The organism is Chlamydiales bacterium, assembly GCA_016185065.1.
Classification (GTDB): domain Bacteria; phylum Chlamydiota; class Chlamydiia; order Chlamydiales; family Rhabdochlamydiaceae.
The window spans coordinates 315894-342792 of sequence record JACPOL010000008.1; the positions used below are offsets into that span (position 1 = coordinate 315894).

Here is a 26899-nt window from a genome sequence, read left to right on the forward strand (position 1 = left end):
TTTAACTTTTCATTCCTATAGCCCAGCACACAAACACAAATACTGCCCAGAGTGCGATTGTCACGATGACAAAAGGCAATATGATATTCAGAATGGCTCTCCAGACTGAAAACTTTTGGATCTCAGCCAGAGACTGGAAAAGAAGGACAAACGACCAGATCGATAGAACTGTTTGCAGGAGAAAGATGATCGTCACTACTGCAAGACTTGCTCCTTCAAACGGCAATTGAGGAAAGGTTTTAAAGAATACATCTGTGCCAAACACAAGAACAAGCAGCAGCCATAAAGCGCTTGTCGCAAGGTTAGTTACATTCGACCAGGCGATTGCTGCTCGGATCTGCTGAAATGTGCCGACCCCTCCCAGCCACTTACCTGTCCAGTGCACAAGAGCACTTGTAATCATAAAACCCAACATCCCGATCGGCGCGCAAAAGATCGCTGCGATCAGCAGAATCATTAATAAAGGGATAGAGGCTGCAAACGACATGTTCTGAGACATGTTGAGCAGCATTGGAAAACCATACACAGCAGCTAGCCACCAGATCTGATAGTTAGGATCAATGGAGACGATCGATCGGATCGTTTCACGAGGTTTTGTCCACATCTTCACCCATGGACTGCTGCTCATCTGTTTTGCCATCTCTCTACCCCTTCCTTAATTAGGCTTCTGGATATGTAATTATCCAGATAGCCCGCGCCTCTCGAGGGCCTCTAACTTCTTATTTCCGCCCCATGGACTTATCTTACAAATAAAATATTTATTATTACAATATTAAAAAGTAATTATAAGAAATTAATTTTATTAATAAAAAGATCAGAGAGAGAATCTCTCCATAATGGCAAGAAAATGGCGCTAATCTATTAGGATATCTACGGATTTAAAGGCGTAAAAAAATAGGGCGGTGCAGAAAGCACCGCACTTCAAGGATCTCGCTTCGCTTGATCAAAGGGGAGGATTACTGGTCTTCGTCGTCTTCGATGAGGTCGTCGCCGCCATCGAGGAGAGCGATCTCTTCGTCGAGGGTGTCTTCGCCTTCAAGGAAGTCTTCATCAGCATCGAGATCTTCTGATGGAGAAACCTGAGCAACTGGATTCTGGGCAGTTGTAGCTTGAGCGGCGGCTGGAGCAGCAACCGGCGCGACTGGGGCTTGGGCCACAGCAGCTGGCTGCACTGCAGGAGTAATGTCGCCCAAGAAGAGGGCGCTAAGCATGAAAAGTGATGTCATCGGTCTACCTATATTGTTTCTGCCCTCCCAAATTAACCTAAGCGCCTCTGGCTTTGCAATGTAAAAAATTATTTGAGCCGTATCTCGAAAGTGGATATATAGGAGTAAACCTAAAAAAGGAGCCCCCTATGACCACCCCTAAAAAGAGAAAAGAGCCTAATAACCCGAAAGAGCCACGCTCTTCCTCACTGACCCAGCAGATCGGCGACCTCGAGCATAAGTTTAGCATCGATATCGGCTCGCTTCTCGTTCTGATGGTAGAGGGCTCTCAAGAGCAGGTCACTCTAGCCAACCAGAAGGCTAAGAGGGATCTCATCAAGTTTGGCCCTGAGATGCAAAAACTGGCTGAGCAGGCGGGTGGGAGCTTTCCTGAAGTGGTTGAAGAGTACCTTAACAGCGTAGATGCCGTCGTGCACAGCGCATCGGGCTGGATAGATGAGGCGAAGATCAGCCACTGCTACAACATGACACAGAAGTTGAAGCAGGAGCTCGATTCATATAATAAGTGAGTCGAAATAGCCCTTTAAGTCTGGATAGCGGAATACATAGCCGCTCTTCAAGAGGCGTTTAGGCTCTACATTTGCACTTGTAAGAAGAAGCTCATTTGCCATCTCTCCAAGAAGAAGGCGTAGCACTGCAGCTGGAATGTGAAAGAAAGCAGGCCGATGCAGTTTTTCGGCAAGAAGCTTTGCAAACTCCTTTTGTGGCACAGAATGTGGAGAGCAGATGTTTACAGCTCCCCGTATATCCTGCTTTTGCAGAAGATGCGAAATTGCACCGACCATATCCTCTACTGCCACCCAGGGCATGATCTGCAAGCCGCTTCCCAATCTACCTCCGAGACCTAAACGAAATGGAGTGAGCATCTTCTGAAGAGCGCCTCCTTTAGGGCTTAGACCTATTCCAAACCGCGCATGCACAACGCGTATTCCCGACTCCTCCGCGGTGGCTGTCGACTGCTCCCACCTGCCGCATAGATCAGCAAGAAATCCATTTCCTTTGGGACTCTCCTCGGTTAGAGGCTCCAGACCGCGATCTCCATAAAATCCGCAGGCGGAGGCTGTAATAAGCGTGTGAGGCGGCTGTTTTAGGCGCGTTAGAGCCTGGCTTAAAAGCCAGGTATCTCGGCATCTGCTGAGGAAGAGCCTGTTTTTCTGTGCGTGAGTCCACCTGTGCGCGGCGATGTTTTCTCCAGCGAGATGAACCAGAGCGTCGAAGCCCTCCATCTGCTCTCTATCAAACTGCCCCGTCTGCGGATCCCAAAACACGGAGCCCTCCGCCTGCGGCTTCGCGCGCACAAGCTTCCACACCTCATGTCCCTCCCCCTCTAGCCGCAAAACTAGAGCAGACCCCACAAGCCCACTTGAACCACTAACAAGTATTTTCATATTTTTCTTCAGTTTAAAAATAACGCCTACGCCATAAAGCTATTTGTCGAACCTTTTCGAAGAGCCCAAATAGACATGTCGGATGGTGTGCGCTGACGCCACACCTCCCGCGACCACCTTGCGCTTCACCTCGCTTTGCCAAACCGTGTGCTCGAAAACAGAGTGGGCCATTGCCCTACCCTGCACGCCTTCGGCTTTTCTGCGCTACGGTTTTGCTGTGCGATCTGAATCGATCGGCTGCTCATGCGCTCATACCCCGACGGACTAACGTCTCGGTTGCGGGGCCCCTTTCGCGTCAATCGCAGGGCTAGGCAAAGAGTTTGAAGAGAAAGGTCTTCAGTCTCTTTATCTGCAACTGCGACTGGACGCGAAAGGGACCCACGACGTAGGAAGTGGGATGAGCGCCTCGAGCAGCCAATCGATTCAGATCGCACAGCAAAATCGCACCCACAGGAGAGCGCGGTGAGCGCGTCAACGGGGTAGTACTGTGTACACCCCTTCTCCGAGGACGCGATTTGGCAAAGCGAGGTGAAGCGCAAGGGGGTCGCTGGGGGGCTCCGAGAGAAGGCCGAAGGCCTATCTCCTAGCCAACCCGACATGTCTCCTCAGCGAAATTACATATTTACAGCTTATTAAATGTAGAAGCCTCTTCGGGAAACCCGAAGAGGCTTGATTAGGGGCCTATCGGCAGCAGCCGCCGCCCTTCTTGTCGGATTTGCATGAGCAGCCTGATCCACAGGATTTGCAGCAGCAGAGTTTAAGGCTCCAGACGCCAGCTAGACCGATGATCGAGTAGATCACACGGCTCATCCAGTTGGTGTTGCCTTTGCAGAGCCAAGCAACTAGGTCGAATTGGAAAAAGCCCCAAAGTCCCCAGTTAAGAGCACCAATTACAACGAGAAACATAGCAACAGTACTAACACACTTCTTCATAGAATCCTCTATTGTTTGAGATTTATGTTCAGTCTCTTCAAAACTTCTTGGAAGATCTCTCTTCTCTTATTCTCAGCTTTCTCAAGAAGCGGATAGACACGCTCAAAATAGCGGCTTCCGCGTCCGAGCAGAGCAGAGTTGAATTCGATATGCACTCCACTTAAAAGTGCTCTTCCATTTCCAACTTTACACTCAATCATCGCTGCGGGACGCTCTTCGAGATTGAGATATGAACTTAAAATCCGCACATTCGAAAATTGGTGCGGAGATTCAAAATAGCAGCCTCCGTTAAAATAGGCAAAGCACTCTTCATCTCCCCAAGAGATGTGAGCAGCTTCGACCCCCTGATCGTTTTCGTAGCTGTACTTCCCAGGACCATAAGCGGGGCCAACGGCAATGCCCGGATAGAGCTCGAGAGACCTTCTTCCGCAAACTTGGAGTCTGCCCCCTTTTTCGAATTCTATCGATTCGGATGCGAAGTAGGCGCCCGCGCAGAGTCCCAAATAGGAGCCCCCCGCCTCTACAAACCTGCGTATCTTCTGTGTCCCGATTCCATCAAGTGCAGAGTGGTAGTAGACATCTCTTCCCCCAGGCATAACTACAAGCGCCGTCTCCTTTTCCCAAGGATCGGTAATCAGCTGTTTGGCATCCATGCGCTTAATAGTGTGCTGGGTTAGATCAACCTCCTGCTGGAGGCCTTTAACAGTCTGACGCAGGGCTTCTCCCGAAACTCCCTGGTCTACATAGACAATGATATCGCGCATACTTGACTATTCCCTCTAAGATGATTAACATATCCACCATTATCTTTATTTTGTAAATACCACTATGACCGAGTTCGACGAAAAGGACCTGCTGAAGCTCACAAAACTCTGTCGTATCGAGTGTTCTGAGGCTGAGCAAAAAAAACTTTTACACAGCCTGAGAAATATTCTCTCCTACATCGATCAGTTAAAAGCTGTTGATACTGAAGATGTTGCGCCATGCAGAAGCGTACTTGAAACCCAAGTTAATGTGACCCGCGAGGATAGAGTGGAGGGCCTTTTAAGCCGCGAGCTCTTTCTATCCAACGCCCCTGCCCACACGGGAGGAATGGTACGCGTACCCCCGGTGATGAAACCATGACAGATAAAACAAAAATTCACGAACTCTCAGCAACCGCCCTAACATCTGCTTTTAAAAGCGGAGCTCTTTCAGCTGTTGAAATCGTTGAAAACAGCCTATCTCGCATAGAGAAGATCGACCCAAAAACAGAGGCCTTTCTAGCCGTCTTTAAAGAGCGCGCTCGTAAAAAAGCAGAGGCTCTAGACGAGAAGCGCAAGGCGGGCAAGCCTCTTGGCAAGCTGGCGGGGGTCCCTGTTGCACTGAAAGATAATATGCATGTGAAGGGAGAGCTGACTACCTGTGGTTCTCGCTTTCTTGCTAACTACCGTGCCGTTTTTGATGCGACTGTAACCTCTCTTCTGGAAGAGGAGGATGCTCTTCTCATCGGCAAGACAAATCTCGATGAGTTTGCGATGGGCTCTTCAACTGAAAATTCTGCATTTCACCCAACTAGAAATCCCTGGAATCTCTCCTGCTCTCCAGGGGGCTCGTCTGGAGGTTCAACAGCCGCCGTCTCAGCGCGCCTCTGCCCTCTGGCCTTAGGCAGCGATACAGGCGGTTCTATCCGCCAGCCCGCAGCATTTTGCGGCACTGTTGGTTTTAAGCCTACTTACGGCAGAGTCTCCCGTTACGGACTAGTCGCCTTCGCCTCCTCTCTGGATCAGATCGGCCCTCTTGCGAACTCTGTTGAGGACGCGGCTCTCATGATGGAGGTCATTGGACGCCACTGCGAAAAGGATTCAACAAGCATCAATCACCCAGCAGAGCCCTATTCGAAACACCTTTCCGATAACATGTCTGGAAAGAAGATCGGGGTGCCATGGAGCTTTCTCGAAGATTTAAATCCCGAGATGCAAGAGGCCTTCAAGCAGGCTGTTCAAACATTTAAAAGCCTAGGCGCTGAGATCATCGACATCGACCTTAACGTGCTTAAGCATTCGATCGCCACCTACTACATCGTCGCAACCGCCGAAGCCTCTACCAACCTGGCGCGATTCGATGGAATCCGTTACGGAGTGCGCTCTCCGCGTGCAACGACCCTAGATGAGATCTACGACTTCTCTAAACAAGAGGGGTTTGGCCCTGAAGTGAAAAATCGCATCCTACTTGGGACCTACGTGCTCTCTTCAGGATACCAGGACGCCTACTACAAAAAGGCGCAGAAGGTGCGCGCGCTTATCATTAAAAAACTGAGAGAGGCCTTTACCCGCTGCGATGCGATCTCAATGCCCTCATGCCCCTTCCCTGCGTTTACAATTGGCGCTATCCAAGAGCCGCTACAGATGTACCTACAGGACATTTATACGATCTGCGCTAATCTGGCAGGCATCCCAGCTATCAACGTTCCTTGCGGTCTTAGCAGAGATAAAAAACCTCTGGGAATTCAGCTACTCGGGCCTGTGATGCACGATAAGGTCATCTTAAGTCTTGCGCACGCTTTCGAGAAACAGACAAAATTCTCTTACAATCCACCAGCTGCTTCTGGAGTCTTCTCATGACCGACATCCTCTACGAATCTTGGCAGCCCGTTATCGGCCTTGAGATCCATGTGCAACTAAACACGAAGTCGAAGATGTTTAGCACAGCTCCGAACCGTTTTGGCGACGAGCCCAATACCAACATCACAGAGGTGTGCACAGGTCAGCCAGGCTCTCTTCCCGTGATCAACAAGGAGGCCGTCCGCAAAGCCGTACAATTCGGCTGCGCAGTAGGCGCGCGTGTGCAGCACTTCAGCAAGTTCGACCGCAAATCCTACTTCTACCCTGACAGCCCAAGAAATTTTCAGATCACGCAGTATGATGAGCCGATTATTTTAGGTGGTGCCATTACGGCGGATGTTGAGGGAGTAACAAAGCACTTTCTTATCAACCGCGCACATCTAGAAGATGATGCTGGCATGTTGAAACACTTTAGCAACTTCGCAGGTGTCGACTACAATCGTGCAGGTGTTCCACTTCTCGAAATCGTCTCAGAACCTTGCATACACTCTCCTAAGGAAGCTGCGAGCTATGCGATGGCAATACGCGCCATCATGCTCTATCTCGACGCCTCAGACTGCAACATGGATGAGGGATCGCTCCGCTTTGATGTGAACATCTCAGTTCGGCCAAAAAATGAGAGCACTCTTCGCAACAAGATCGAGATTAAAAACCTCAACTCCTTTACTCACATGGAGATGGCGATCGAATCTGAAATTCGCCGCCAGATCCGCGCCTACACTCTCCAGCCTCATGAGAATCCCGATCTGGTAATTTCCAAAGGAACCTACCGTTTCGACTTAGAAAAAAAGGAGACGGTTCTGATGCGCCAGAAAGAAGAGGCGGCCGACTACCGCTACTTCCCGGAGCCAGACCTTCCTCCCCTTCTTCTCTCTGATGCTTACATCGAAGAAATACGCGGATCGCTCCCAGAACTGCCACATCAGAAGTTTAAGCGCTACATCGAAGAGCTAAAACTTACCCCCTACTCTGCTTCGGTTCTCATCAATGAGAAGCCTCTATCCGACTACTTCGAAGAGGCGCTAAAAAAATGCTCCAATGCGAAGAGCCTATGCAATTGGATCACCATCGAATTCGCAGGCCGCGTAAAAGAGAGCGGCAGAACGATTCAAGAAGCTGGCATCCGCAGCGAGTATGTCGCAAAGCTCGTCAACTTAATCGACAAGGGAACAATTACGGGTAAGATCGCAAAACTCGTCGCAGACGAGATGATGCTGCACCCAGAAAAAGATCCCGAAGAGATCGTAAAAGAGAATCCAGACTTCCTCCCCGTACACGAGACCGCCTCGATCGAGCCGATCGTCGATCAGGTGCTTCTAGACAACCCGCAATCGATTGCAGACTTCAAGGCCGGCAAGGGCCGCGCCTTCGACTTCCTCGTCGGACAAGTGATGAAGCAGACCAAAGGCAAGGCCTCTCCCACTGTTGTTGGCGAGCTGCTCACCAAAAAGCTGAAATAACTCGCCTGCAAATAGAGATTTCGCCACGGTAGCGATGAAAGAAGTTTGTGTCGCCGCTTCCGCGGCTAAGAATAAGGTGGAGGGTGTTATTGTTCCCCACGTTCCGCTTCGCTTCACGCGGGGCTAGCGCCTGACATCGCTTCCGCGATTAAGAAAAGGATCCCGTTCTCTTAGCCACGGCAGTGGCGTAAGGCGCTAGCCCCGCGTGAAGCGAAGCGAAACGTGGGGAATGAAAGCCCTCCCCTCCTTCTCTCCGAGCCACGGAAGTGGCGAAAGAGGGCTGTTGAGAAAAAAATCGATATAAACAAGATATTTTATTATAAAATTTCTGTGAAATATCAAGCAAAGAAAGAGCATGTCTCATTCGTATAGAATTCATTTTTTCCATCTTATCTGGTCCACGAGAGAGCGGCGCTGCTGGATTACCTCCGGACTTCAATCTTCTCTCTATTCATACATAGGAGGAATCGTTAAGAAACAAAACGGCCATTTGATAGAAGTTGGAGGAATGTCTGATCATATCCATTTATTAGTGGAGGTCAGTAATCTGGATAAATTTTCTCACCTCATTCGAGATGTAAAAGCAAGCTCATCACTTTGGATTCACAAGCAGTCTCATGATCTAAAAGATTTTGCATGGCAAGAAGGTTATGGATCCTTTTCTGTTAGTTTTTCAGGTTTGGAAGAAGTAAAAAAGTATATTCAGAATCAGAAACAACATCATTCGACGATGTCATTCGAGGAAGAATATCTTAAATTTCTAGCGTGCCATAGAGTAAAATACGACGATCGATTTGTCCTGGGATGACTCTTTATTTTTCGCAAACTCCTGACGCCGCTTCCGCGGCTAAGAATAAGGTGGAGGGTGTTATTGTTCCCCACGTTCCGCTTCGCTTCACGCGGGGCTAGCGCCTGACATCGCTTCCGCGATTAAGAAAAGGATCCCGTTCTCTTAGCCACGGAAGTGGCGCAAGGCGCTAGCCCCGCGTGAAGCGAAGCAGAACGTGGGGAATGGAAGCCCTCCCCTCCTTCTCTCCGAGCCACGGAAGTGGCGCAAGGCGCTAGCCCCGCGTGAAGCAAAGCGGAACGTGGGGAGTTTTTTTAGTTGAACGGAATTTGAAAGCGTTCTAAGAAGGGTTCTACTGTATGAGAAATACAACCCTTCTATCTTCTACTTTTGGTATTTTATTGTTGTGCACGGGCTGCTTGCCCGATAGCGCTGTCTTGTCGCCGAATAGCTTTGCGCCAACTACATCGGATAAGTACTGGACGCCACGTGAAGAGCCGAAACTTCGTCGACTTTTCCCCGTTACCTATCCCGAACAAGAGTCGCCACTTACACTAGCTGAGCTGGTCGATATCGCACTTCGCAACAACACCCAAACGCAACTGACATGGGCGCAGGCCAGAGAGGCTGCTGCGAAGTATGGACAGTCGCAAAGCCCTCTCTTTCCTACAGCCACTGGCGTCTTTAACTACGAGCACCTACGCATCCCAATTTTTATTAGCCCAGCTTTTAACCCTCCAGGATTGCAGACCGCTCCAACCCCTACCAACCTCCAAGAGGTCATCTACAGCCAGTGGGGCCCTGCGCTGCAACTCTCCTACCAGGTTCTAGACTTTGGACAGACGCGGCTCACCAGCCTTGCAGCGCGAGAAGCGCTCTACTACGCGGATTTCACTCACAACCGCGCCATCCAAAATGTACTGCAGACGATTACCCTCGACTATTACAGCTACCTCTACCAGAAGCAGCTTCTTGACGCCTATCAGGCAGATGTTGAGACAGCGAAGACGACACTTCAATCGGCAGATCAGAAGCTAACGAGCGGTGTTGCCGACGTCTCCGACGTGCTGCAAGCTACAACAGATCTAATGCAGAAAGAGACCCTCTTTGTAGAGCAGAAGCAAGAAGTGGAAAATGCCTACGCCACACTTTTAAACGACATGGGACTTCCAGCGACCTTCTGCTTCAATGTTGAAGGGCTTCCCAAAGACCTCCCCAACGAGCCGATGATTAAGAATGTCGACGATCTACTAACTCTTGCACTGCAAGAGCGATACGATTTAAAAGCAGGAGAGTCTGATCTGAAGTCGAAGGAGTACGCGGTAAAAGCTGCAACGCAGGCCTTCTATCCGACGGTCCAGTTCAACTTCAACATCGGCCGCACCTACTTTACAGGAGGCGTGCACGATAACTACGACTACATCGCAGCCCTCTCGCTCAACTTCCCTCTCTTCAGCGGCTTTCAGACTATTAACAATCTGCGTCAAGCGCGCGCAAAAAGAGATGAGTCGTCAGCAACTTTAAGACAGAAGCAGCTCTCAATTATCAAAGAGATCACCACATCCCACTATAATGTAAAAGTCTCTCATCAAGCACTCACCTACGCGGACAAGTATCTTAAAGCTGCGGCCAAACAGTACAGAGTCTCTCTCAGCAAATACAAGGCCGGCACAGCAAACATTATCGATGTGATCTCAGCTCAGAGCTTTCTTTCCGATGCGCGTGCAAAACTCGCAAACGGCCAGCAGCAGTGGTACACATCACTTGCAACCCTTGCCTATGCAACGGGCATTCATACTCAAAATGTTGTCGACAGTATCGTTCAACCAGCTCCTGCCATTAGAGCCTCGACGATTGAAGAGGTCGGTTATCCAAAGTGCAGCGAGCATCCAAACTCGGAGGAGCTCCCATGAAAAAAACTCTCATATTTTCTTCCCTATGCCTCCTTTCTCTTACCCAATGCTCTAAGCCGCCAGCACAGGCGCCTCGTCTTGCACCTGTTGCTGTTGTTCAGCCCACCCAGACTGATGTCGCGCTATATAAAGAGTATGTCGGGCACGTCACTCCATTTGTGACGGTCGAAGTCCGCTCTCAAATTGCCGGCACGATCATGGCCAAATATTTCACAGAAGGGCAGCTGGTTAAAAAAGACTCTCCTCTTCTCCTAATCGATGATCGTCCCTACATCGCAGATCTTCACAAAGCAGAGGGCGCTCTTTCGCGCACCATCGCAAGCTTAAAATTTAACGAGGAGAAGACACACAGATACGCCTCTCTTGTACAAGAGGAGTTTGTCTCCCAGCTCGATTACGACCAGTATGTGACAAATGTTTTAGAAGATAAGGGAACCATCAAAGAGAATCTCGCCGACATTGAAATTGCAAAACTCAACATTGGCTACTGCCACATAAATGCTCCGATGGATGCGATTGCGGGCGTGCTTAATGTCGAAGTGGGTAACTATGTCGACAAGGGAGGCTCGAACCCCCTCATGGTTCTCAATCAAGTAACCCCCATCTACGTGGATTTTTATGTCCCAGAGAAGGACCTTCCTCAGATCCAGAAACTCCAGCGCACCGGCCAATTGAAGACTCTTGCCTACTTGAACGAAGATCTAAACTCCTGTTTCGAAGGAGAGCTCACGTTGATTAACAACCAGGTTGACGAGAGCACAGGCACCATCCTGCTGCGAGCCACCTTTCCAAATGCAGAGATGGGTCTCTGGCCCGGAGAGTTCGCAAACGTTAGGCTAATTTTAGGAGTAGCAAAGGATGCGATTCTCCTGCCTACTCAATCTATCCAGCTCGGCCAACAAGGCCACTATGTCTACGTGGTGAAATCCGACCAGACTGTGGAGTTAAGACCAGTAGAGCTCGGTCAACGCGAAGAGGATAACACAATCGTTCTTCAGGGGCTGCAGCCTCAAGAGACCGTTGTTCTTCAAGGGCAGATCAACCTCTATCCCGGTGCTAAAGTTGCAGTGGTGAGCATTACTCCAGGAGGAAAATAGGTAACAAAGAGCGCTAGCGAAGCAAAGCAAAATCAATTTTCAAATTGCAGGACAGTATTCCTGCACTACGGCCTGCAATTTGAAAATTAATTTTGCAAAGCTGCAGCAAGCTATTTGCTGCCTATCTTCCTACTGGAGTAATGAATGAACATCTCAGAAACGTTTATTAAAAGACCTGTAATGACAACTCTTGTGATGGTTGCCATCACATTTTTTGGAATTCTGGCCTACCAGTCGATGCCTGTGAGTGACCTTCCCAGCGTCGACTTCCCCACCATTGAGGTTAATGTCACCTATCCTGGTGCCGATCCAAAAACGATCACTAATAACGTGATCGTGCCTCTCGAGCAGCAGTTCACGACGCTCCAAGGCATCCAGACGATCTCATCCACAAGCTATTCGGGCAGCGCGGTTATCGTCCTCTCTTTCCATCTCGACCGCTCGATCGACCTCGCAGCGCCCGATGTGCAAGCTGCGATCAATGCGGCTACTCCTCACCTTCCCAAAGACCTGCCTTATGCTCCGACCTATACCAAGGTGAATCCGACAGCGACGCCGATCATGATCTTCACCGTTACTTCACCTACAGTTCCTCTCTACCATCTCTATGACTATGGATATAGCGTTCTTGCTCAACAGCTCAACATCATCGAAGGTGTTGCCCAAGTACAGACCTACGGCTCTCCTTACGCAGTGCGTCTCCGTGTCGATCCTCAGAAACTCGCAGCGCGAGGAATCGATATCAACTCGTTAAGCGATACTATTCGTACAGCAAACGTCTACCTTCCTACAGGAACGCTCTTCGGCCAGAACGACGAGTTCACAATTTCAGCCAATGGCCAGATGTATGAGGCAGAAGAGTACAACAACATCATCATCAAAAACGATAATGGCTCCTTCGTCCGGTTTAGCGACATCGGCTACGCGCTCGACAGTCTCCAAAATGATAAGTACACCTTTCGCTTCTTAACCTCGGAAGTCAACCAGGATATGGTAGCGCTCGGGATTCAGAAGCAGGCTGGCGCAAACACCCTCGATGTAATCAAGCGGATTAAAGCTGCTCTTCCAGTGCTGGAAAAACAGCTGCCCGCATCGGTCTCTCTTTATAATATGTATGACCAGTCAGATTATATCATCGAAGCCGTGGACGATGTGAAGTGGACGCTACTCATCGCCCTCTGCCTTGTCGTTGCGGTTATCTTCATCTACCTCGGAAGAGTGGTGAACACCTTTATCCCCGCCATTACTATCCCGATTACAGTGATCGGAACTTTCATTGTGATGAAACTCATGGGGTTTACGATCGACGTTCTTTCACTGCTGGCAATCACCCTTGCGATCGGGTTTCTGGTCGACGATGCCGTCGTCGTTTTAGAGAATATCGTGCGTCACGTTGAACAGGGAGAGAAGACCTACGACGCCGCATTAAATGGATCTAAAGAGATCAGCTTCACTATTCTCTCAATGACCCTGTCGCTCGCCTCCGTCTTTATTCCCCTTGTTTTCATGGCAGGCATCGTCGGAAGGATCTTAAATGAATTTGCCGTTACTATCGTGACGGCCATTTTAATCTCCGGGTTCGTCTCCCTCTCTCTAACCCCACTTCTCTGCAGCCGAATGATTCCTCAACGGAGGGAGAAAGAGAGCCGCATGGAGCGCTTCTCATTAAGATTCAACGAAAAACTCGTTAGCTACTACCGCCCTACGCTTGAGTGGGCACTTAAACACAAGAAGAGTGTATTGACAGCGGCAGTCTTAAGCGTCATCGGAACCTTCTATCTCATTGCCATTCTACCCAAGGACTTCCTTCCTGGAGATGATGTCGGCTTTATTCAGGGATTCACAAAAACCACAGATGGAACTTCCCCCTTTCTGACCGGAAAATTTCAGCGTCAGACTGGAGAGCTCTTCATGAATGATCCCAACGTCGAAGCTGTAGTCAGCATCGGTGCAAATCCGCAGGACAACCAGGGAATCACCTTCATTAAGCTCAAACCATTTAAGGAGCGCCGCCCCATTCTAGAAGTGACAAAAGAGCTCTACATGAAGCTCGCTCCCATTCCTGGGCTTCAGATGTTCTTAAGGCCTCTACCTCTCATCAACCTGGATGTGGGAACGAGCACGGCTAAAGGAGATTACCAGTATGTCATTCAGGGGATAAACGCTGACGATGTGTACAAGTATGGCGATATCATGGAGAAAAAAATACGCGGGCTGAAAGGCTTTACCAGCGTAACTTCAGACCTCGACATGAACCAGCCGCAACTACAGGTTGAAATTCAACGCGACCGCGCCTCGATCCTCAACATCTCTGCTTGGCAGATCGAAAATGCGCTTGGCCTCGCTTATGCCGGCACCTACCTCTCCCCAATCAATGAGCCCCAAAACCAGTACTATGCGATCATGGAGACCATTCCAAAGTTTTATCGGGCTCCAGACAATCTAAAGCAGATCTGGCTCCGCTCCTCGAAGGGAGATCTCGTCCCCCTCTCAGCTGTCATTAAGACAACAGAAGGAGTAGGACCCCTCACAGAGAACCATTTAAATGGTCTCCCCTCTGTGACGATTACCTTTAACCTCGCTGCTGGAGTCTCTCTAAGCGACGCACTAAAAAATCTAGACAGCGTCGCAAAAGAGACGCTTCCAACGACTCTTGTCGGCATTGCTGCAGGAACTGCGAACGTCTTCACCTCCTCATTTGCCACCTTAAACTTCCTTCTGCTCATCACGATCTTCGTGATCTATCTCATTCTCGGCATTCTCTATGAGAATTTCCTGCCCCCAATTGCCGTGATGTCAACTCTTGCCCCCGCAGCGCTTGGAGGACTTCTCTCTCTTGTAATCTTCAACTACACGCTCTCTCTCTATGCTTTTGTCGGGATCATCATGCTTCTTGGCATCGTGATGAAAAACGGAATTATCATGGTGGATTTTGCAAATGAATCTGTAGCCAAAGAGAAGAAGGCCCCGCACGATGCAATTCTACATGCGTGTCTCGTCCGCTTCCGCCCCATTCTCATGACCACACTGTCGGCAATGATGGGAGCCGTGCCGATTGCAATCGGCTTTGGCGGCATGACAGCACAGAGCAGAAAATCACTTGGGGTTGTCATCGTTGGCGGCCTTATCTTCTCTCAGATCCTTACCCTCTACCTCACTCCCGTCATCTACGTCTACCTCGAACTCCTCAAAGAGAAACTCAAAAAGAAAGAAGCAAAGGGATAAGGAAAAAGAAAAGAATGGGAGAAGATCGGGCGCGGGCACGCACACGGGCACGTTCACGAAAATTCGGAGTGTTTTCTATAGATCTACCCATCCTTTTTTTCTTTCTTTCGTGAACGTGTGCGTGCCCGTGCCGGTGCCCGATCTTCTTCCCCTCTCCTCTTACGGGCGGGGGTGGAAGGATTCGAAGGCGTTTTTCAGATGCTTCTGGCTGATGTGGGTGTAGCGATCGGTTGTGGCGATGCTTGCATGCCCGAGCATCTCTTGGATGACGCGCAGATCAGCTCCGTTTTCAAGCAGATGCGTTGCAAACGAGTGGCGAAGGGTGTGTGGCGAAATCTCCTTAAGAATTTGTGCAGCCTTTGCGTGGAACTTTACCCTCTTCCACACCTCTATCCTATCGATCCGCTTTCCTTTTGGCGTGACAAATACCGCACTCTCATCTTCTGCAGCTTTGCGAAAGTTGATCAAGTAGTGGTCGACCGCATCCACTGCCACCTTGGCAATCGGCACAATCCGCTCCTTCCCCCCTTTTCCTTTTACGCGGATTGAAAGATCATCCAGATCCTGGATGTTGAGCCCGCACACCTCTGAAACGCGCAGACCCGAGGCATAGAGAACCTCTAGTATCGCCTTATCGCGCGCTCCTTGCATGGTAGTGACATCCGGAGTTTCAAGAAGCCTTCTCATCTCTTCGATGGAGAGCACCTCTGGAATCAGCTGCCACATTTTTGGGCTATCGAGATAGCTCGTCGCGTCGTGCGCAATTTTGCGCTCGCGCTTTAGAAAGCGAAAAAAGACCTTCACCGCAACGAGCATTCTGCAGATCGTGCTGCTGGCATACTGCTTATCTTTAAGATAAGCGAGAAATGCGATGATCGTCTCTTCTGTAACAAGCGAGATCTCTTCAATCTTCCGTTTTTCAAGAACGGAAAAGAAGTGCTCAAGGTCCTGTTCGTAAGCGATGAGCGTGTTTCTTGCGAGCCCCTTTTCTGAAGCGAGATAAGAGAGAAAATCTGAAACCAGATCTTTCATAAAAATTTTAGTTGAGTTATAACCAGCGCTTAAACTTCTAAAGGAGTGCACTCAAATGAAGCATACCCGTTTTCTTCTTGCATCTGCAACTCTATTGACATCTGCGCTATATGCTGATGCTACACACGAAGAAGCTGTGAATAAAGAGATCGGCCTCTTCTTTAACGCGGATTTTCTCTATTGGGAGATGCATGAAGAGGGGCTCGAGTTCGCAGTTTCGGGTGTAAAGGGATCCTCTAACCCCAGCCCCAATTCCGTAAAAAAAGGAAAAGCTTATAAGCCGAGCTTCAAGTGGGACCCCGGATTTCGCGTGGGAGCAGGATACATCGTTCCAGAACGAACATGGGACCTCTGGCTGAACTGGACACGCTTTAGAACTGAAGGAAAAAAATCTGCCTCTCACTCTGGAGATCCTGCCCTTAATCCCATCTACTCTGTTTTGGATAACCAGGGGTTTGTTTTAGGTGAGGTTCAATCGAGCTCAGCTAAGCTAAAGATGCAGTACAACACCTTAGATTTCGAAGTTGGACGTCGTTATGAGATCCTTCCAAAACTTAAACTGCGTCCCCAGATTGGCCTCAGAGGCGCATGGATCAACCAGGACTACGATATCGACTATCTCTATAGCAACGGATCGGGCTCCATTGCTCATGATCAAGACATGGACAACGATTTCAGCGGACTCGGACTGCGTGCAGGTTTAGACTCCCAGTGGGCAATCACCCCGCATTTTGGTTTTTTTGGAAATATTTCAGCGTCAATCGTCGGAGGTAAGTTTCACGTAACAGAAGAGTTTACTGAAACTCTCAATACTATCCTTCCTCCAAGAAGAGGCGTCTATGTCAATCTACACGACCACTTCTTCGACCTCGCACCAGAGGTCGAAATCATGCTCGGCTTTCACTTAGAGCCAGGCAGCAGCAAAAATCGCTACCGCTTAGAGATCGATCTGGGATGGGAGTATATCGTCTGGTTCAACCAGAATCAGCTCTACCTCTTTACATCTAGCGACATGCGCGGAGTAGGAATACGCGAAAGAGGAAACCTGAACTTCCAGGGCCTCGTTCTCAGCGCCAAGCTCCACTTCTAGCTTTTAAGGCAAAGAGTAACAGGATAGACAAGATAAGAAAAGATTAGAAAACAGGATTTAGCCGCGGTAGCGGCGACAGGCGCTAGCCCCGCGTGTAGCGAAGCGGAACGTGGGGAATATCGCATCCCTAAATACATAAGAGCCGCGGTAGCGGTGAAAGAGATTTGTGTCGCCGCTACCGCGGCTTTTTGATAGGGGGGATCTTCTTTCCCCACGTTCCGCTTCGCTACACGCGGGGCTAGCGCCTTACATCGCTTCCGCGATTAAGAAAAGAAAAAATCTAGGTGTAGCGCTGGGTGAGGCAGTAGCCGAGCATGAGGGTCCAGAGAAGGGCAATTCCGGCAGTTGAGAGCTGCAAGGCGAAGCTTACCTCGAGAAGCGCTGTTGAGATAACTGCAGCTAGGCACACAGCAGTGAGCATGAGCATCAAGAGATGGTCATATCTACCAGGCAAGCTATTTGCAGAGCACTCTATGAGCTGGTTGATATCGATTGCAAGCCAGCCGAGCGCGCCAAGAGTGTTGAGAAGCGCAGCAGCAACGAGAGCTGAAGGCGCAGCAGTGACTAGCGGGATAATAGCTGCCGCAACCCCCATCGCACATAAAGCAAGCGAAACTGAAGAGAGCAGAATCCTGCTTGCGTTTTCGGAAAAAACACGCGCAGCTACTGCCTGAATATGCTCCGTTGAGGCGCTCTGCACTGCAGTCACAGAATCGCTGCCTATTGCGCGACTGAGCACGCTTATCTTTTTCTGACGAAGAGCCTCTATCGCATCAGCATCATTGTCGGCATCGATCTGCTCACACAATGTAACCTCAAGCTTCTCTCTTAAAAGAGCAACTACTGACGCACTTTTTACGGCTTCATTTTTGCCAATGTAACTTGCATTAAGTTCGCGTCTAAGCGAGATCTCTTCTGTGAGATCGATCACCGAACTTGCACCGAGAAGAAGACTTGTTACACCAAAAAGCGAACCACCTATCGTGCCGCAGCTACCCGCAATAGATTCCATCGATTTGGAAGCCTTTGCATAGGCCATTATGCTAAAAGCGCGTGCGGGCACAAAGAAGAGACCTGCAACCGTCTGCACAGCTCCTCTCACGTATTTAAGAGTCGCTAGCACGCTTCCAGTCGCATCGCTGATACGCTGCATAAGGATGCTCTCGTGCCATCCCTTGTGGAAGCCCAAGACCCCTCCGACGATGCTAAACGTGGTGGTGATCCCCAGTGTAGAAGTAGCAATGGGGTCATTCTGCTCATGTATTGCGCTAAGAGTACTCACGGCATTTCTGAAAATACCGGAAGTATCAGATGTGATATCAGCCCAGCCTAAACAGACCTTGCCAAAAGGCGTCTCCATGCCGTTTCGAACCCCAAGGTCTGAAACTGTACAAAATGAGCAGCTGTTGCTTTCTAATGAAATAGCCATAATATAAACAAAAGTAAATTTGCTTATATTATAGACTAATATTAATTATATGGTAATAAAATTAAAATATTGATAATACTAAATATTTTAATATTACACTACAGAAGCTAGAGCCTGGTTAGTATCGAACTGAGGAAGAGGAACAACCCTCCCCTCAAGACCAAGAGCTCTCTTCTGATGCGCGTTCACAGCATGCCAGCTCTTCGCATTCACCGAGAGCCAGATCAGCCCGATAGCAATCGCTCCAAGAAGCGGCACAATCCCCAGTGAAAGAACGCTTGCAAGAACGATCCCTGCAGCGCATGAGAGAGCACCCACAGCTGTGCTAATTTTGAGCATCGTAGTGTCATACTTGCCCGGAGCCACATCTTTGAGGCTCTGATGCAGACGGTAGCCGTCGAGAACCGTCATCAAGACAGTTACGATGACGAAGGCTGCCATGATGATAATTGGACCAAGCGGGCCAAGGGCGATAAATCCTAAAACTGTTGCGACGATCCCCACGATACAAGCAACCATGTAGCCCGCATTCATCAGGATGCTCTTATCCAGAGCCCCTTCCATCTCTGTAACCAGAGGGTCGATCATTCCCAAGAGATCTTTTGCCTTTTGGATCGCCTCTTTGTCGCCTTCTGCAACTCGTTTAGAGAGCAGCTCGCCCTCATGAATTAAATCGTTTTTAACCGCGAGAAACTTTTGAGCCATAGCTCCACCCACGAGATTAGATAGCTTTAATTCAGATCTTGCTGCTGCTTTCTGCTGAAGTAACGCTGCTCCCTCCAGCTCCAAGTAGGTAGAGAGGTAAGAAGCAGGATCTTCTTCTGCTGCTGCTTCCATCGCAAGCATCTCCATTGCAATTGCGCGGTACTCTTTCTCTGTTAACGTGTCTTTTATCGCCGCTTTAATCGCCTTTATTCGATTTGAAAGAGCCTCATTTCGCTTCTCTTTATCAGTTGCGATAACCTCTTCCACTCCGGTGTACTTCTCCAGGAAGCGGACGCGTTCAACTAGATCTTTATCTTTCATAGTCGTCAGTAGCTCTGTGCGGAAGTTCGACGCATTGCGAATCTCCATTGCACACACCACAGCGAGAAGCAGGTAGAAGAATCCCCAGATCGCACCACCTACCGCTGAGACAACATTAGTTATACGTCCAAGAAGAGTTGGAGCTGCAGGAGTAGTATCCACCTTTTTTATCACACAGGCGAGAGCAAGACCCCTCACCCCGATATAAGATGTACCACCGACGGCCTGAACTACGCATCTTGCAGCATCGACCTTAGCGACCTGAGCACCTTCAGCATAGCCCACATCTTCTGCGGCAGCTATACGTCCTTTAGCCCTGATGAAGCCATCGACTGCAAGCGGAGCATTAAGCGTTGTAGAAAAACCTATCGTCGCATCGAGCGCATCGCATCCCAGCGGATTACGGATAAGATAGGAGACGTCCGTTGCAATGTCAGTAGTTGGGCCTGCTAGGCCGATATATCGTACGTTATTTGAGGACAAAGCACAGCGCACCGTCGGATTCGGCAAAGCCCCAAGCAGAGCCTGCGCATAAGCTTGAATATGCCCGCGGCTCGCTCTCAACTCGGCAAAATCCTTCCCTAAGGAGACTTGAGCAGTTGGGCTATCCTGGCGACAGATACTGGGTGTACTCATACAAGCACCATTATTAATCAATTTTGTTAAAAATCATTCTGATTATACATTAAAACTAATTTTATGTAACAATTAATTTTTGAATATTTAACAAAACACTAACAATAAGCGGGTTGCACAGAAAATAATTCTATAACAGATTGATTCTAAGAAGCTTATCTTTCTTTGATTGAGCGAAGCGAAATCAAAGAGTATTACTCTTCGCTGTGGCTGAGGAGGCCGCAGAGCTTCACGAGCACATCCCGAAAGACTTCGAGCGGCCGCTGGTCTGCGTTAAAGCGAGAGATCAGCTCTTTTGGATAGCGCTCCAAAAGCTTAATCGTCTCTTTCTCATAGACCTGCATACGAGTTCTAAGCACCTTATCATCCGCATCATCCATGCGGCGCTCGATGATCGCCCTTCTCTGGATGCGCTTGATTAGCGCCTCATAATTGCCCGTATCCAGCACGATGATGTGCATGATCTTGATATGAGGAGCAAACAGCTCCGTCTGGTGCGAAGTGCGAGGCACTCCGTCTAGCAGCAGAAACTGCTGGTGAGGGAAGTAGCGGTTGGTGGCGATTAGCCCCTCTACGTAGTGGCGCCAGATCTGAAGAGTAACCTCGTCAGGCACCAGGTGCCCCTTGCTAGCATAGGTGTGAAAGAGCTTCCCGGCGGGAGACTCGGGTGCTAGGCCCCTAAAAATATCCCCTGAAGAGAGGTGAAAATGGTTGCCCGCGCTGCTTAGAAACTTGCCCAGAGTCCCCTTTCCAGAGCCTGGAGGTCCAAAAATTAGAATACTGCGAAATGGCTGGTGCACATCTTCAATGAGTGGAGCGGACATGGAAGGATCTCTCTAACAATGTTGTAAAGAATAGACATTCAACGCCTTCAATTGATTATTGTAAAGACCCTCGTCTATCCATCTTACAATCAACAACTTGCAAGTTAGTAATAAATTGTTGAATTTAAACAACAAATTACATACAATTTATTTAATTTTTAACCAAAATACATACTATGACAAATACAATAAACTTCGGAAAAATAAACTTAGGTACAGACAAGTTGTTTGAACTCGTCGTCACCGTTGAAGGTGCCGGAGAGGTCGATCTAGAAAAGATCAAAACCGCGGCGATCAGACACTTTACTGCCATGGCAACTTCGCATATCAGCCGACGCAGCCAAGCCCCTTCGCTTGCCGATGCTCAATTCTCTAAAATTGGAGCTCAATTCGGAAGCACCCCTCCAGAAGCGCACAACGATCAAGAGAGAACAGACTGGGAAGAGTTCGAAAGACTCATCCTACAAACTGCTAGCCATAGCTCACGCAGCCAAAGAGCCTCAGTAAGCTCTCAAACATCCCCAAGAAGAGCCCCCACTGTTGAAGTTCTTTCCGGTGATGATTTAAGTGATGCAGAAGAGCCTGTTCGCAGCGCATCTGCAGCAGCTGCTTCGGGAAGCGGCTCCCCTGCCGCCCAACCTACTGCTCTCGCACGCGCCACTCTTAAACCCCTTAGCGACCGTGTTTCTCAGGCAGCCCACTCAATGAGTACGGAAACAAGGCGCTGGGAGAGATTTAAGGGGTATTATAGCCAGATCCAAACACCAGCCCAGCTCGAAGCCCTCATCCAAAGATTGGGGCAACACGAGGATGCGGCAGTATTAAAGTGGGTTCATGGAGTCTATAAAAAGAAACGTGGAGCAGACCTCCGCAAGATGCTCGATATACATATCGCCCATCGCGAGGCGCAAAACGCTGAAAATCAGAGAAAAAACAAAAAATTTACAAACTAGTTAATAAAACCTTTACTTATATTATATAATAATAATATAATTATACCATGTTTAACAGAAAAGACTGTTAAAGAAGAACAGAAAAATAATTACGTAATAAAAATATCAGGAGATAAAAACTATGTCACTCGAATCAACAAAATCAGCAGCAGCATCAATGGACTTGGATCTATCTATGCTCCCAAGACTTGCTCAATCAGAGCGCATCTACAACCGCTTCGTGCAACCAGTTGCGACGAAAGCAGTATTGGCAGTAAACAGCGCAGCAGGAAAAGAGTTAATCGAAGTAACAGTTCCAACCACGATTCTTAGCTTCGGTCAAAAGATGACCCGCGCTCTAGAAACAAGACTAGTTAACCAGCCTGCCGCACTCGGAGAAGATGCAGGAAAACTGCAAACTTTCGGCCACAAAATTCACGAGATGATGGCTGATTCCGATGCAGTTGCTGTAGACGTTTCTACTGCGGTTAACTTTGTTTTCCTCGCAGTTAAAAAGTTTGCCAACTTCCTCGCTCCTGCTTATCTCGGCGCAGATCTTGCAGCCTCATTTGTAGTGGGCGTTGCTAACGCAATCGTAACTCCTATCGTACGTGGTGCTGTAGGTACAGTAGCATTTACTCTTCTCTTAGTCTGGAACATCCTGAAGCTCATCGCTAAAGCGCTAGGCGCAGTGGCGCTTGGAATCTACAGCCTCATCTGCCTAATCTGCAGAGGAATCCACAACATCTGCAGAGCTATCGCAGGTAGCGCTGAGAAAGAGAGCATGGCAATGTCTCAAGTAGTACAGGCTCTACGAATCGCAACTGCAGAAGAGCAAGAAGAACCTTCAAACGAAGAGATTCTCGCTCTGATTCCTAACGTTGATGGTGGACAGAAAGCCGTCATCGAGCGCGCACTCAACGGTGCAACTCGTGCTGGAAACGCACAGCTAGTCGAGCTTTGCAACAGCTTGCTAACTTCTCTAAAGCCTGCAAAAGCAGCAGCCCCTGTATCAGTAGGTACAGATCTTCTGGATCTTGCGGCTGATTATGACTCTCCTGTAGCAGCAAGCGCCGGATTAAGCATATCTTGCGCAGGCCAAGGAACTCAAGCAGAAGGTCCTAAAAGACCAGCAATCGGTTCTCCAAGACCAGCAGCTGGTGCAGCAGTTAAGGCAGCAGAGCCTTTCGTGTTCTTCCGCCCTGCAACTAAACCAGCGGCGGCAGCAGCGTCAGCTGTTTAATTAGCTGAGGTTTGCTAAAAACGGAGTCCATGCTCGAAAGAGCATGGACTTTTTTTATTTCTAAATATAAAAAAATTTTTAACACCCTTCCTTTTTATCTCTAGATTTGCTACATTGCACCCTCATTTACCGAGGTAGTATGGCAAAACTCATTTTTAAACCTACTGGCGAAGAGAAGGAGATCGAAGACGACTCTCCCCTGCAGCAGATATGCGAAGAGGCTGGCGTTCCTTTTGCATGCACAGAAGGGGTATGCGGCACCTGTGTAATCGAGGTAGAAGAGGGGATGGAAAACCTCTCCGACTTCACACAGGAAGAGCGCGATTTTCTGGGTGAGCCAAATAAAGAGCGGCTAGCTTGCCAGTGCAAGATTAAGTGCGGCACCGTAAAAATTAACTTTTAAAGAGGAAAGAAACCATGAAAGAAACAGCAAAAGATCTAATTCATCGCGACATGACCATTGAGGAGATCTTAGGTGGCTTTCCTCAAAAGAGCCAGAAGCTTGCACAAGAGATCACAAATGCAGGTCTTCACTGCGTAGGCTGCCAGGCAGCTACTTGGGAGACTCTCGAAGCGGGTATGCTCGGTCACGGCTTCCCAGAGGAGGCGATCGACCGCCTGGTTCAGCGTCTGAATGATGTTCTCTCAGAGCCTGTGGATCTTTCTACCATCCGCATGACAAGTCGTGCGGCTGAGAAGTATAAGCAGATTCTGACAGAAGATGGAAAAGCGGGCTGGGGTCTGCGCTTTGGAGACAAAGCAGCTGGATGCAGCGGCTTTGAATATGTTCTCGACTATTCTGAGAAGGCGAAATCGGATGATGAGACCTTCCACTCAAACGGTGTGGAGATCCACGTCAACCGCCAGATGGCTTCTCGTCTGCTCGGCTCTGAGATCGACTACGTCGACGGCCTGAACGGCTCCGGCTTTAAGATCACCAATCCGAATGCCAAAGGCTCTTGCGGCTGCGGCAAGTCCCAAAGCTACTAACCTTCCGATTTTGGAGTGCGGTGACTCGTCACCGCTTTTCTCGAGATCGACCTGGCGATCTCTCTTTTTTAGAGAAACATCGTCAAGCCGATGTTAAGAAAAGCGGCGCCGGGTCGCCGCACTCCAAAAAAAGAGGACGCTACTTGTGGATGGCGCGTTTGTGGAGCGCGAGGGCTGCCTCTTTGAGCGCCTCTGCGAGTGTGGGGTGGGCGTGCGGCGTATGGGCAATATCCAGCGCGGTTAAGCGCTTCTGGATGGCAACGGCCGCTTGAGCGATGAGCTCTGAGGCGTGAGCTCCCAGAATATGCACTCCGAGGAGCCTTCCTGTGGAGCTATCGGCGATCATCTTAACGAACCCCTCCTCTTCATGGTTGCAGCGCGAACGCGAGCAGGCCTTGAAAGAGAAGAGGCCAGAATTCACTGTGAGCCCAAGGCTCTTGGCCTCGGCTTCTGTCATTCCGACAGAGGCGACTTCAGGATAGGTGTAGACGATGCTGGGAATAGCGAGATACTCGACGCGAGGCTTCTGACCGGCAAGGATCTCCGCAACAGCGATCCCCTCTTCTGAGGCCTTATGCGCAAGCATGGGGCCATCGATGAGGTCGCCGATTGCGAAGATGGTGGGCTGCGAGGTGCGGAATGAGCCGTTAACTGGAATGAACCCCTTCGGATTTGGAGTGATGCCGACGCGCTCGAGGCCGAGATTTTGTGTGTAGGGGCGACGGCCGATAGAGACGAGGACAACATCTGCAGAGAGAGTGAGCTTGCTCTTATCTGCCTTCTCAATCTGAAGCTCAACTCCCTTGTCTGTGTTCTGACCCGAGACAACCTTACTGCTTAGATGGAACTGCATCCCCTGCTTTGTCAAGCTGTCTTGAAGGCCTTTAGATAGCATCTCATCGTAAATAGGGCAGATGCGATCCATGAATTCGACAAAGACGACTTCACAACCGAGCCTCTGGTAGACTGAGCCGAGCTCAACTCCAATCACACCTGCACCGACGACGATCATCTTTTTTGGCACGCGGTCGAGCGCGAGCGCGCCCGTAGAAGAGAGAACCTTCTTCTCATCAAAGGGAAGAAAGGGAAGAGGTATGGGCTCTGAACCTGTAGCTAGAAGAATATTTTTGGCAGAGAGTGTCTCAGATCCAACCTGTATACTTGTAGGAGTAAGAAGCGTTGCATGACCAGTAAAAGATAAAATCTTATTCTTTTTAAAAAGAGCTGCGATTCCCTCATTGAAATTGCGGATCACCGTCTCTTTTCTCTGCATCGCGACGCCAAAATCAAAGAGGAGCTTCTCTCCGCGGATTCCAAGCTCCTTCCCCTCATGCAGAAGCTTCCAGAAGAGTTCTGTCGAGTGAAGCAGCGTCTTCGATGGAATGCAGCCGACGTTTAGGCAGGTGCCTCCAAGCGCAGCATTTTTATCGATGCAGGCGGTTTTTAGGCCGAGCTGAGCCGCGCGAATGGCAGCGACGTAGCCGCCAGGTCCCGAGCCGATAACGATGAGATCAAAAGGGTCCATGAACCTATCCGCAAATTATGAGTTTTTGAGTTTTGATGGATTTTTCGTCAGATTTTTGTGCTGCTTCGCAGGACATACTTAAATAAGTAGGCCAAGAAGCAGCACAAGAATATGGCGAAAAAGACGCAAAAGGCAAAAATTTAGAGTTTGCGGATAGGTTCATACCCAGCTCCTACAGTTCGAGGAGGAGACGTGCAGGATCCTCCAGAGTCTGTTTAAGTTGTACGAGGAAGAGAACAGCCTCTCTTCCATCGATGATTCTATGGTCGTAACTGAGTGCAACATACATCATCGGGCGGATGACGATCTGATCGTTAACTACCACGGGTCTTTTGACAATCGTGTGCATTCCGAGAATTGCGCTCTGAGGCGGATTGAGAATGGGCGTAGAAAGGAGCGAGCCGAAGACTCCTCCATTCGTTACAGTAAAACTTCCTCCACGCAGATCATCCACAGAGATAGTACCGCTACGCGCCTTCTTCGCAAACTCTTCAAGGTTCTTTTCCACGCCGCCGAAGGAGAGCTTATCGCAGCCGCGGATGACGGGCACCATCAACCCCTTTTCGCTTGAAACAGCAACACCGATATCGTAGGTCTGGAAGGTGACGATCTCATCTCCATCGATCATCGCATTGACCTGCGGAATCGCCTTTAGCGCGTGCACCACCGCTTTGATGAAGAAGGACATGAAGCCCAGCTTCACGCCATAGCGAGCTGTAAAACTATCCTTCTCCCTTGCCCGGATCTCCATGATCTGTGTCATGTCGATCTCATTGAAGGTAGTGAGCATCGCGGTCGTGTTCTTCGCTTCCACAAGCCTCTGCGCGATCACTTTGCGCAAGTTGCTCATCTTCTTTCTTGTCGCAACGCCCTCTTCAGTTACGATGCGCGGAGCGGGCGCTGGTGTAAACGACGGAGTTGAAGCTGGCGCAGGAGCTGGTGTCTTCAATTCATTTACAAAATCTTGAGCCATGATGCGCGAAGAGGGGCCTTCAGGTGAGGCTTTAGGTGCAGGAGCAGGTGCTGCCGCAGCTTTTGGAGCTTCCGCTTTCGGAGCAGAAGGAGCTTGTGCAGCTTCACCTTTTGCATCGGTGTCGACGTAGCCAATCACATCGCCAATTTTGACAGTCTGTCCTGCCGAGACAGTAAATGTAACTGCACCAGCAGCAGGAGCGTAGAGCACCTGATTGACCTTATCGGTTTCGAGCTCCAGAATCTCCTCATCCGCCTTCACATAACTTCCTGTCGGCTTCAGAATATTGCTAACGATCGCCTCATTCACCGACTCTCCCATCGCGGGAATCTTGATCTCTTTTTTCATTTTCTACCTTTATTTTGCTTTTTATAGTTTTTAGATTTTTTATTATAATAAATTGACAGGATAGACATGTCGGGTTGGCTGGGAGATAGGCCTTCGGCCTTCTCTCGAAGCCCCCCAGCGACCCCCTTGCGCTTCACCTCGCTTTGCCAAATCGCGTCCTCGGAGAAGGGGTGTACACAGTACTACCCCCCGACGCGCTAACCGCGCTCTCCTGTGGGT

25 protein-coding genes are annotated in these 26899 nt (G+C 49.4%); 13 read left to right on the top strand and 12 right to left on the bottom strand.

What is annotated here, in order from left to right; genetic code table 11:
- Position 1: 1 nt before the first annotated feature.
- Positions 2-640, bottom strand: a complete 639-nt coding sequence (locus HYX48_05425) for a YIP1 family protein (protein ID MBI2743339.1) — start codon at positions 638-640, stop codon at positions 2-4.
- A 316-nt stretch (positions 641-956) separates the two neighbouring features.
- Positions 957-1226: a hypothetical protein gene (locus tag HYX48_05430; GenBank protein MBI2743340.1), complete on the bottom strand. Its 270-nt coding sequence runs from the start codon at positions 1224-1226 to the stop codon at positions 957-959.
- 128 nt (positions 1227-1354) lie between these two features.
- Between HYX48_05430 and HYX48_05435 the strand changes: the two genes are divergently transcribed.
- A complete protein-coding gene (locus tag HYX48_05435) occupies positions 1355-1735 on the top strand; it encodes a hypothetical protein (GenBank protein ID MBI2743341.1) in 381 nt (126 codons plus the stop codon).
- On the opposite strand, the gene HYX48_05440 is transcribed toward HYX48_05435, so the two are convergent.
- The 4 genes from HYX48_05440 to HYX48_05455 form a co-directional block, all read right to left on the bottom strand.
- Positions 1721-2614 carry a TIGR01777 family protein gene (locus tag HYX48_05440; protein MBI2743342.1) on the bottom strand — a complete coding sequence of 298 codons (894 nt, stop codon included), beginning with the start codon at positions 2612-2614 and terminating at the stop codon, positions 1721-1723. The genes HYX48_05435 and HYX48_05440 overlap by 15 nt on opposite strands.
- A gap of 125 nt (positions 2615-2739) precedes the next feature.
- Positions 2740-3213: a hypothetical protein gene (locus HYX48_05445; protein MBI2743343.1), complete on the bottom strand. Its 474-nt coding sequence runs from the start codon at positions 3211-3213 to the stop codon at positions 2740-2742.
- Between the two features lie 82 nt (positions 3214-3295).
- Complete coding sequence (locus HYX48_05450) at positions 3296-3547, bottom strand: DUF378 domain-containing protein (GenBank protein ID MBI2743344.1); 252 nt, start codon at positions 3545-3547, stop codon at positions 3296-3298.
- 8 nt (positions 3548-3555) lie between these two features.
- Positions 3556-4311 (bottom strand): hypothetical protein, encoded by a 756-nt coding sequence (locus tag HYX48_05455; GenBank protein ID MBI2743345.1) that lies wholly within the window; start codon positions 4309-4311, stop codon positions 3556-3558.
- A 64-nt stretch (positions 4312-4375) separates the two neighbouring features.
- On the opposite strand from HYX48_05455, the gene gatC reads away from it, so the two are divergent.
- The 7 genes from gatC to HYX48_05490 all read left to right on the top strand — a co-directional run bounded on the left by gatC (position 4376) and on the right by HYX48_05490 (position 14632).
- Complete coding sequence (gatC, locus tag HYX48_05460; GenBank protein ID MBI2743346.1) at positions 4376-4672, top strand: Asp-tRNA(Asn)/Glu-tRNA(Gln) amidotransferase subunit GatC; 297 nt, start codon at positions 4376-4378, stop codon at positions 4670-4672.
- 14 nt (positions 4673-4686) lie between these two features.
- Positions 4687-6150, top strand: a complete 1464-nt coding sequence (gene gatA, locus HYX48_05465) for an Asp-tRNA(Asn)/Glu-tRNA(Gln) amidotransferase subunit GatA (protein ID MBI2743347.1) — start codon at positions 4687-4689, stop codon at positions 6148-6150.
- Positions 6147-7610: an Asp-tRNA(Asn)/Glu-tRNA(Gln) amidotransferase subunit GatB gene (gene gatB, locus HYX48_05470; GenBank protein MBI2743348.1), complete on the top strand. Its 1464-nt coding sequence runs from the start codon at positions 6147-6149 to the stop codon at positions 7608-7610. Before gatA ends, gatB begins: the two co-directional genes overlap by 4 nt.
- A 355-nt stretch (positions 7611-7965) precedes the next feature.
- On the top strand, positions 7966-8418 hold the full coding sequence (gene tnpA / locus HYX48_05475) for an IS200/IS605 family transposase (GenBank protein ID MBI2743349.1): 453 nt from the start codon (positions 7966-7968) through the stop codon (positions 8416-8418).
- A gap of 338 nt (positions 8419-8756) precedes the next feature.
- On the top strand, positions 8757-10310 hold the full coding sequence (locus HYX48_05480; protein ID MBI2743350.1) for a TolC family protein: 1554 nt from the start codon (positions 8757-8759) through the stop codon (positions 10308-10310).
- Entirely contained in the window at positions 10307-11407 is a 1101-nt protein-coding gene (locus HYX48_05485) for an efflux RND transporter periplasmic adaptor subunit (GenBank protein ID MBI2743351.1), read from the top strand. The genes HYX48_05480 and HYX48_05485 overlap by 4 nt, the downstream gene beginning before the upstream one ends.
- 144 nt (positions 11408-11551) lie before the next feature.
- Positions 11552-14632: an efflux RND transporter permease subunit gene (locus tag HYX48_05490; GenBank protein MBI2743352.1), complete on the top strand. Its 3081-nt coding sequence runs from the start codon at positions 11552-11554 to the stop codon at positions 14630-14632.
- A gap of 159 nt (positions 14633-14791) precedes the next feature.
- Here the strand turns inward: HYX48_05490 and xerD are convergent, their stop codons facing one another.
- On the bottom strand, positions 14792-15664 hold the full coding sequence (gene xerD, locus HYX48_05495) for a site-specific tyrosine recombinase XerD (GenBank protein MBI2743353.1): 873 nt from the start codon (positions 15662-15664) through the stop codon (positions 14792-14794).
- Between the two features lie 55 nt (positions 15665-15719).
- Between xerD and HYX48_05500 the strand changes: the two genes are divergently transcribed.
- Positions 15720-16754, top strand: coding sequence for an autotransporter domain-containing protein (locus HYX48_05500; GenBank protein ID MBI2743354.1), 1035 nt, complete (start codon positions 15720-15722; stop codon positions 16752-16754).
- A gap of 280 nt (positions 16755-17034) precedes the next feature.
- On the opposite strand, the gene HYX48_05505 is transcribed toward HYX48_05500, so the two are convergent.
- The 3 genes from HYX48_05505 to HYX48_05515 form a co-directional block, all read right to left on the bottom strand.
- Positions 17035-18183: a hypothetical protein gene (locus tag HYX48_05505; protein MBI2743355.1), complete on the bottom strand. Its 1149-nt coding sequence runs from the start codon at positions 18181-18183 to the stop codon at positions 17035-17037.
- A gap of 93 nt (positions 18184-18276) precedes the next feature.
- Complete coding sequence (locus HYX48_05510) at positions 18277-19845, bottom strand: hypothetical protein (protein MBI2743356.1); 1569 nt, start codon at positions 19843-19845, stop codon at positions 18277-18279.
- Between the two features lie 194 nt (positions 19846-20039).
- Positions 20040-20669, bottom strand: coding sequence for a nucleoside monophosphate kinase (locus HYX48_05515; protein MBI2743357.1), 630 nt, complete (start codon positions 20667-20669; stop codon positions 20040-20042).
- 176 nt (positions 20670-20845) lie between these two features.
- Here HYX48_05515 and HYX48_05520 point away from each other — a divergent pair, with 176 nt between their 5' ends.
- From HYX48_05520 to HYX48_05535, 4 genes are all read left to right on the top strand, one after another.
- A complete protein-coding gene (locus HYX48_05520; protein ID MBI2743358.1) occupies positions 20846-21622 on the top strand; it encodes a hypothetical protein in 777 nt (258 codons plus the stop codon).
- A 121-nt stretch (positions 21623-21743) separates the two neighbouring features.
- Positions 21744-22844 (top strand): hypothetical protein, encoded by a 1101-nt coding sequence (locus HYX48_05525; protein ID MBI2743359.1) that lies wholly within the window; start codon positions 21744-21746, stop codon positions 22842-22844.
- Between the two features lie 139 nt (positions 22845-22983).
- Positions 22984-23247, top strand: coding sequence for a (2Fe-2S)-binding protein (locus tag HYX48_05530; protein ID MBI2743360.1), 264 nt, complete (start codon positions 22984-22986; stop codon positions 23245-23247).
- Between the two features lie 14 nt (positions 23248-23261).
- Positions 23262-23834: an iron-sulfur cluster assembly accessory protein gene (locus tag HYX48_05535; GenBank protein ID MBI2743361.1), complete on the top strand. Its 573-nt coding sequence runs from the start codon at positions 23262-23264 to the stop codon at positions 23832-23834.
- A gap of 139 nt (positions 23835-23973) precedes the next feature.
- Here the strand turns inward: HYX48_05535 and lpdA are convergent, their stop codons facing one another.
- Together lpdA and sucB are read right to left on the bottom strand one after the other, a co-directional pair.
- Complete coding sequence (lpdA, locus tag HYX48_05540; GenBank protein MBI2743362.1) at positions 23974-25359, bottom strand: dihydrolipoyl dehydrogenase; 1386 nt, start codon at positions 25357-25359, stop codon at positions 23974-23976.
- A 172-nt stretch (positions 25360-25531) separates the two neighbouring features.
- The gene (gene sucB / locus HYX48_05545) at positions 25532-26680 is read right to left on the bottom strand and encodes a dihydrolipoyllysine-residue succinyltransferase (GenBank protein MBI2743363.1); all 1149 of its coding nucleotides are present in this window, start codon (positions 26678-26680) and stop codon (positions 25532-25534) included.
- Between the last annotated feature and the right edge of the window lie 219 nt (positions 26681-26899).

Bases quoted from the DNA above. Each gene is read 5' to 3' on its own strand.
- HYX48_05425 (MBI2743339.1), bottom strand. From the start codon at position 640: ATGGCAAAACAGATGAGCAGCAGTCCATGGGTGAAGATGTGGACAAAA.
- HYX48_05430 (MBI2743340.1), bottom strand. From the start codon at position 1,226: ATGACATCACTTTTCATGCTTAGCGCCCTCTTCTTGGGCGACATTACT.
- HYX48_05435 (MBI2743341.1), top strand. From the start codon at position 1,355: ATGACCACCCCTAAAAAGAGAAAAGAGCCTAATAACCCGAAAGAGCCA.
- HYX48_05440 (MBI2743342.1), bottom strand. From the start codon at position 2,614: ATGAAAATACTTGTTAGTGGTTCAAGTGGGCTTGTGGGGTCTGCTCTA.
- HYX48_05445 (MBI2743343.1), bottom strand. From the start codon at position 3,213: ATGTCGGGTTGGCTAGGAGATAGGCCTTCGGCCTTCTCTCGGAGCCCC.
- HYX48_05450 (MBI2743344.1), bottom strand. From the start codon at position 3,547: ATGAAGAAGTGTGTTAGTACTGTTGCTATGTTTCTCGTTGTAATTGGT.
- HYX48_05455 (MBI2743345.1), bottom strand. From the start codon at position 4,311: ATGCGCGATATCATTGTCTATGTAGACCAGGGAGTTTCGGGAGAAGCC.
- gatC (MBI2743346.1), top strand. From the start codon at position 4,376: ATGACCGAGTTCGACGAAAAGGACCTGCTGAAGCTCACAAAACTCTGT.
- gatB (MBI2743348.1), top strand. From the start codon at position 6,147: ATGACCGACATCCTCTACGAATCTTGGCAGCCCGTTATCGGCCTTGAG.
- tnpA (MBI2743349.1), top strand. From the start codon at position 7,966: ATGTCTCATTCGTATAGAATTCATTTTTTCCATCTTATCTGGTCCACG.
- HYX48_05480 (MBI2743350.1), top strand. From the start codon at position 8,757: ATGAGAAATACAACCCTTCTATCTTCTACTTTTGGTATTTTATTGTTG.
- HYX48_05485 (MBI2743351.1), top strand. From the start codon at position 10,307: ATGAAAAAAACTCTCATATTTTCTTCCCTATGCCTCCTTTCTCTTACC.
- HYX48_05490 (MBI2743352.1), top strand. From the start codon at position 11,552: ATGAACATCTCAGAAACGTTTATTAAAAGACCTGTAATGACAACTCTT.
- xerD (MBI2743353.1), bottom strand. From the start codon at position 15,664: ATGAAAGATCTGGTTTCAGATTTTCTCTCTTATCTCGCTTCAGAAAAG.
- HYX48_05500 (MBI2743354.1), top strand. From the start codon at position 15,720: ATGAAGCATACCCGTTTTCTTCTTGCATCTGCAACTCTATTGACATCT.
- HYX48_05505 (MBI2743355.1), bottom strand. From the start codon at position 18,183: ATGGCTATTTCATTAGAAAGCAACAGCTGCTCATTTTGTACAGTTTCA.
- HYX48_05510 (MBI2743356.1), bottom strand. From the start codon at position 19,845: ATGAGTACACCCAGTATCTGTCGCCAGGATAGCCCAACTGCTCAAGTC.
- HYX48_05515 (MBI2743357.1), bottom strand. From the start codon at position 20,669: ATGTCCGCTCCACTCATTGAAGATGTGCACCAGCCATTTCGCAGTATT.
- HYX48_05520 (MBI2743358.1), top strand. From the start codon at position 20,846: ATGACAAATACAATAAACTTCGGAAAAATAAACTTAGGTACAGACAAG.
- HYX48_05525 (MBI2743359.1), top strand. From the start codon at position 21,744: ATGTCACTCGAATCAACAAAATCAGCAGCAGCATCAATGGACTTGGAT.
- HYX48_05530 (MBI2743360.1), top strand. From the start codon at position 22,984: ATGGCAAAACTCATTTTTAAACCTACTGGCGAAGAGAAGGAGATCGAA.
- HYX48_05535 (MBI2743361.1), top strand. From the start codon at position 23,262: ATGAAAGAAACAGCAAAAGATCTAATTCATCGCGACATGACCATTGAG.
- lpdA (MBI2743362.1), bottom strand. From the start codon at position 25,359: ATGGACCCTTTTGATCTCATCGTTATCGGCTCGGGACCTGGCGGCTAC.
- sucB (MBI2743363.1), bottom strand. From the start codon at position 26,680: ATGAAAAAAGAGATCAAGATTCCCGCGATGGGAGAGTCGGTGAATGAG.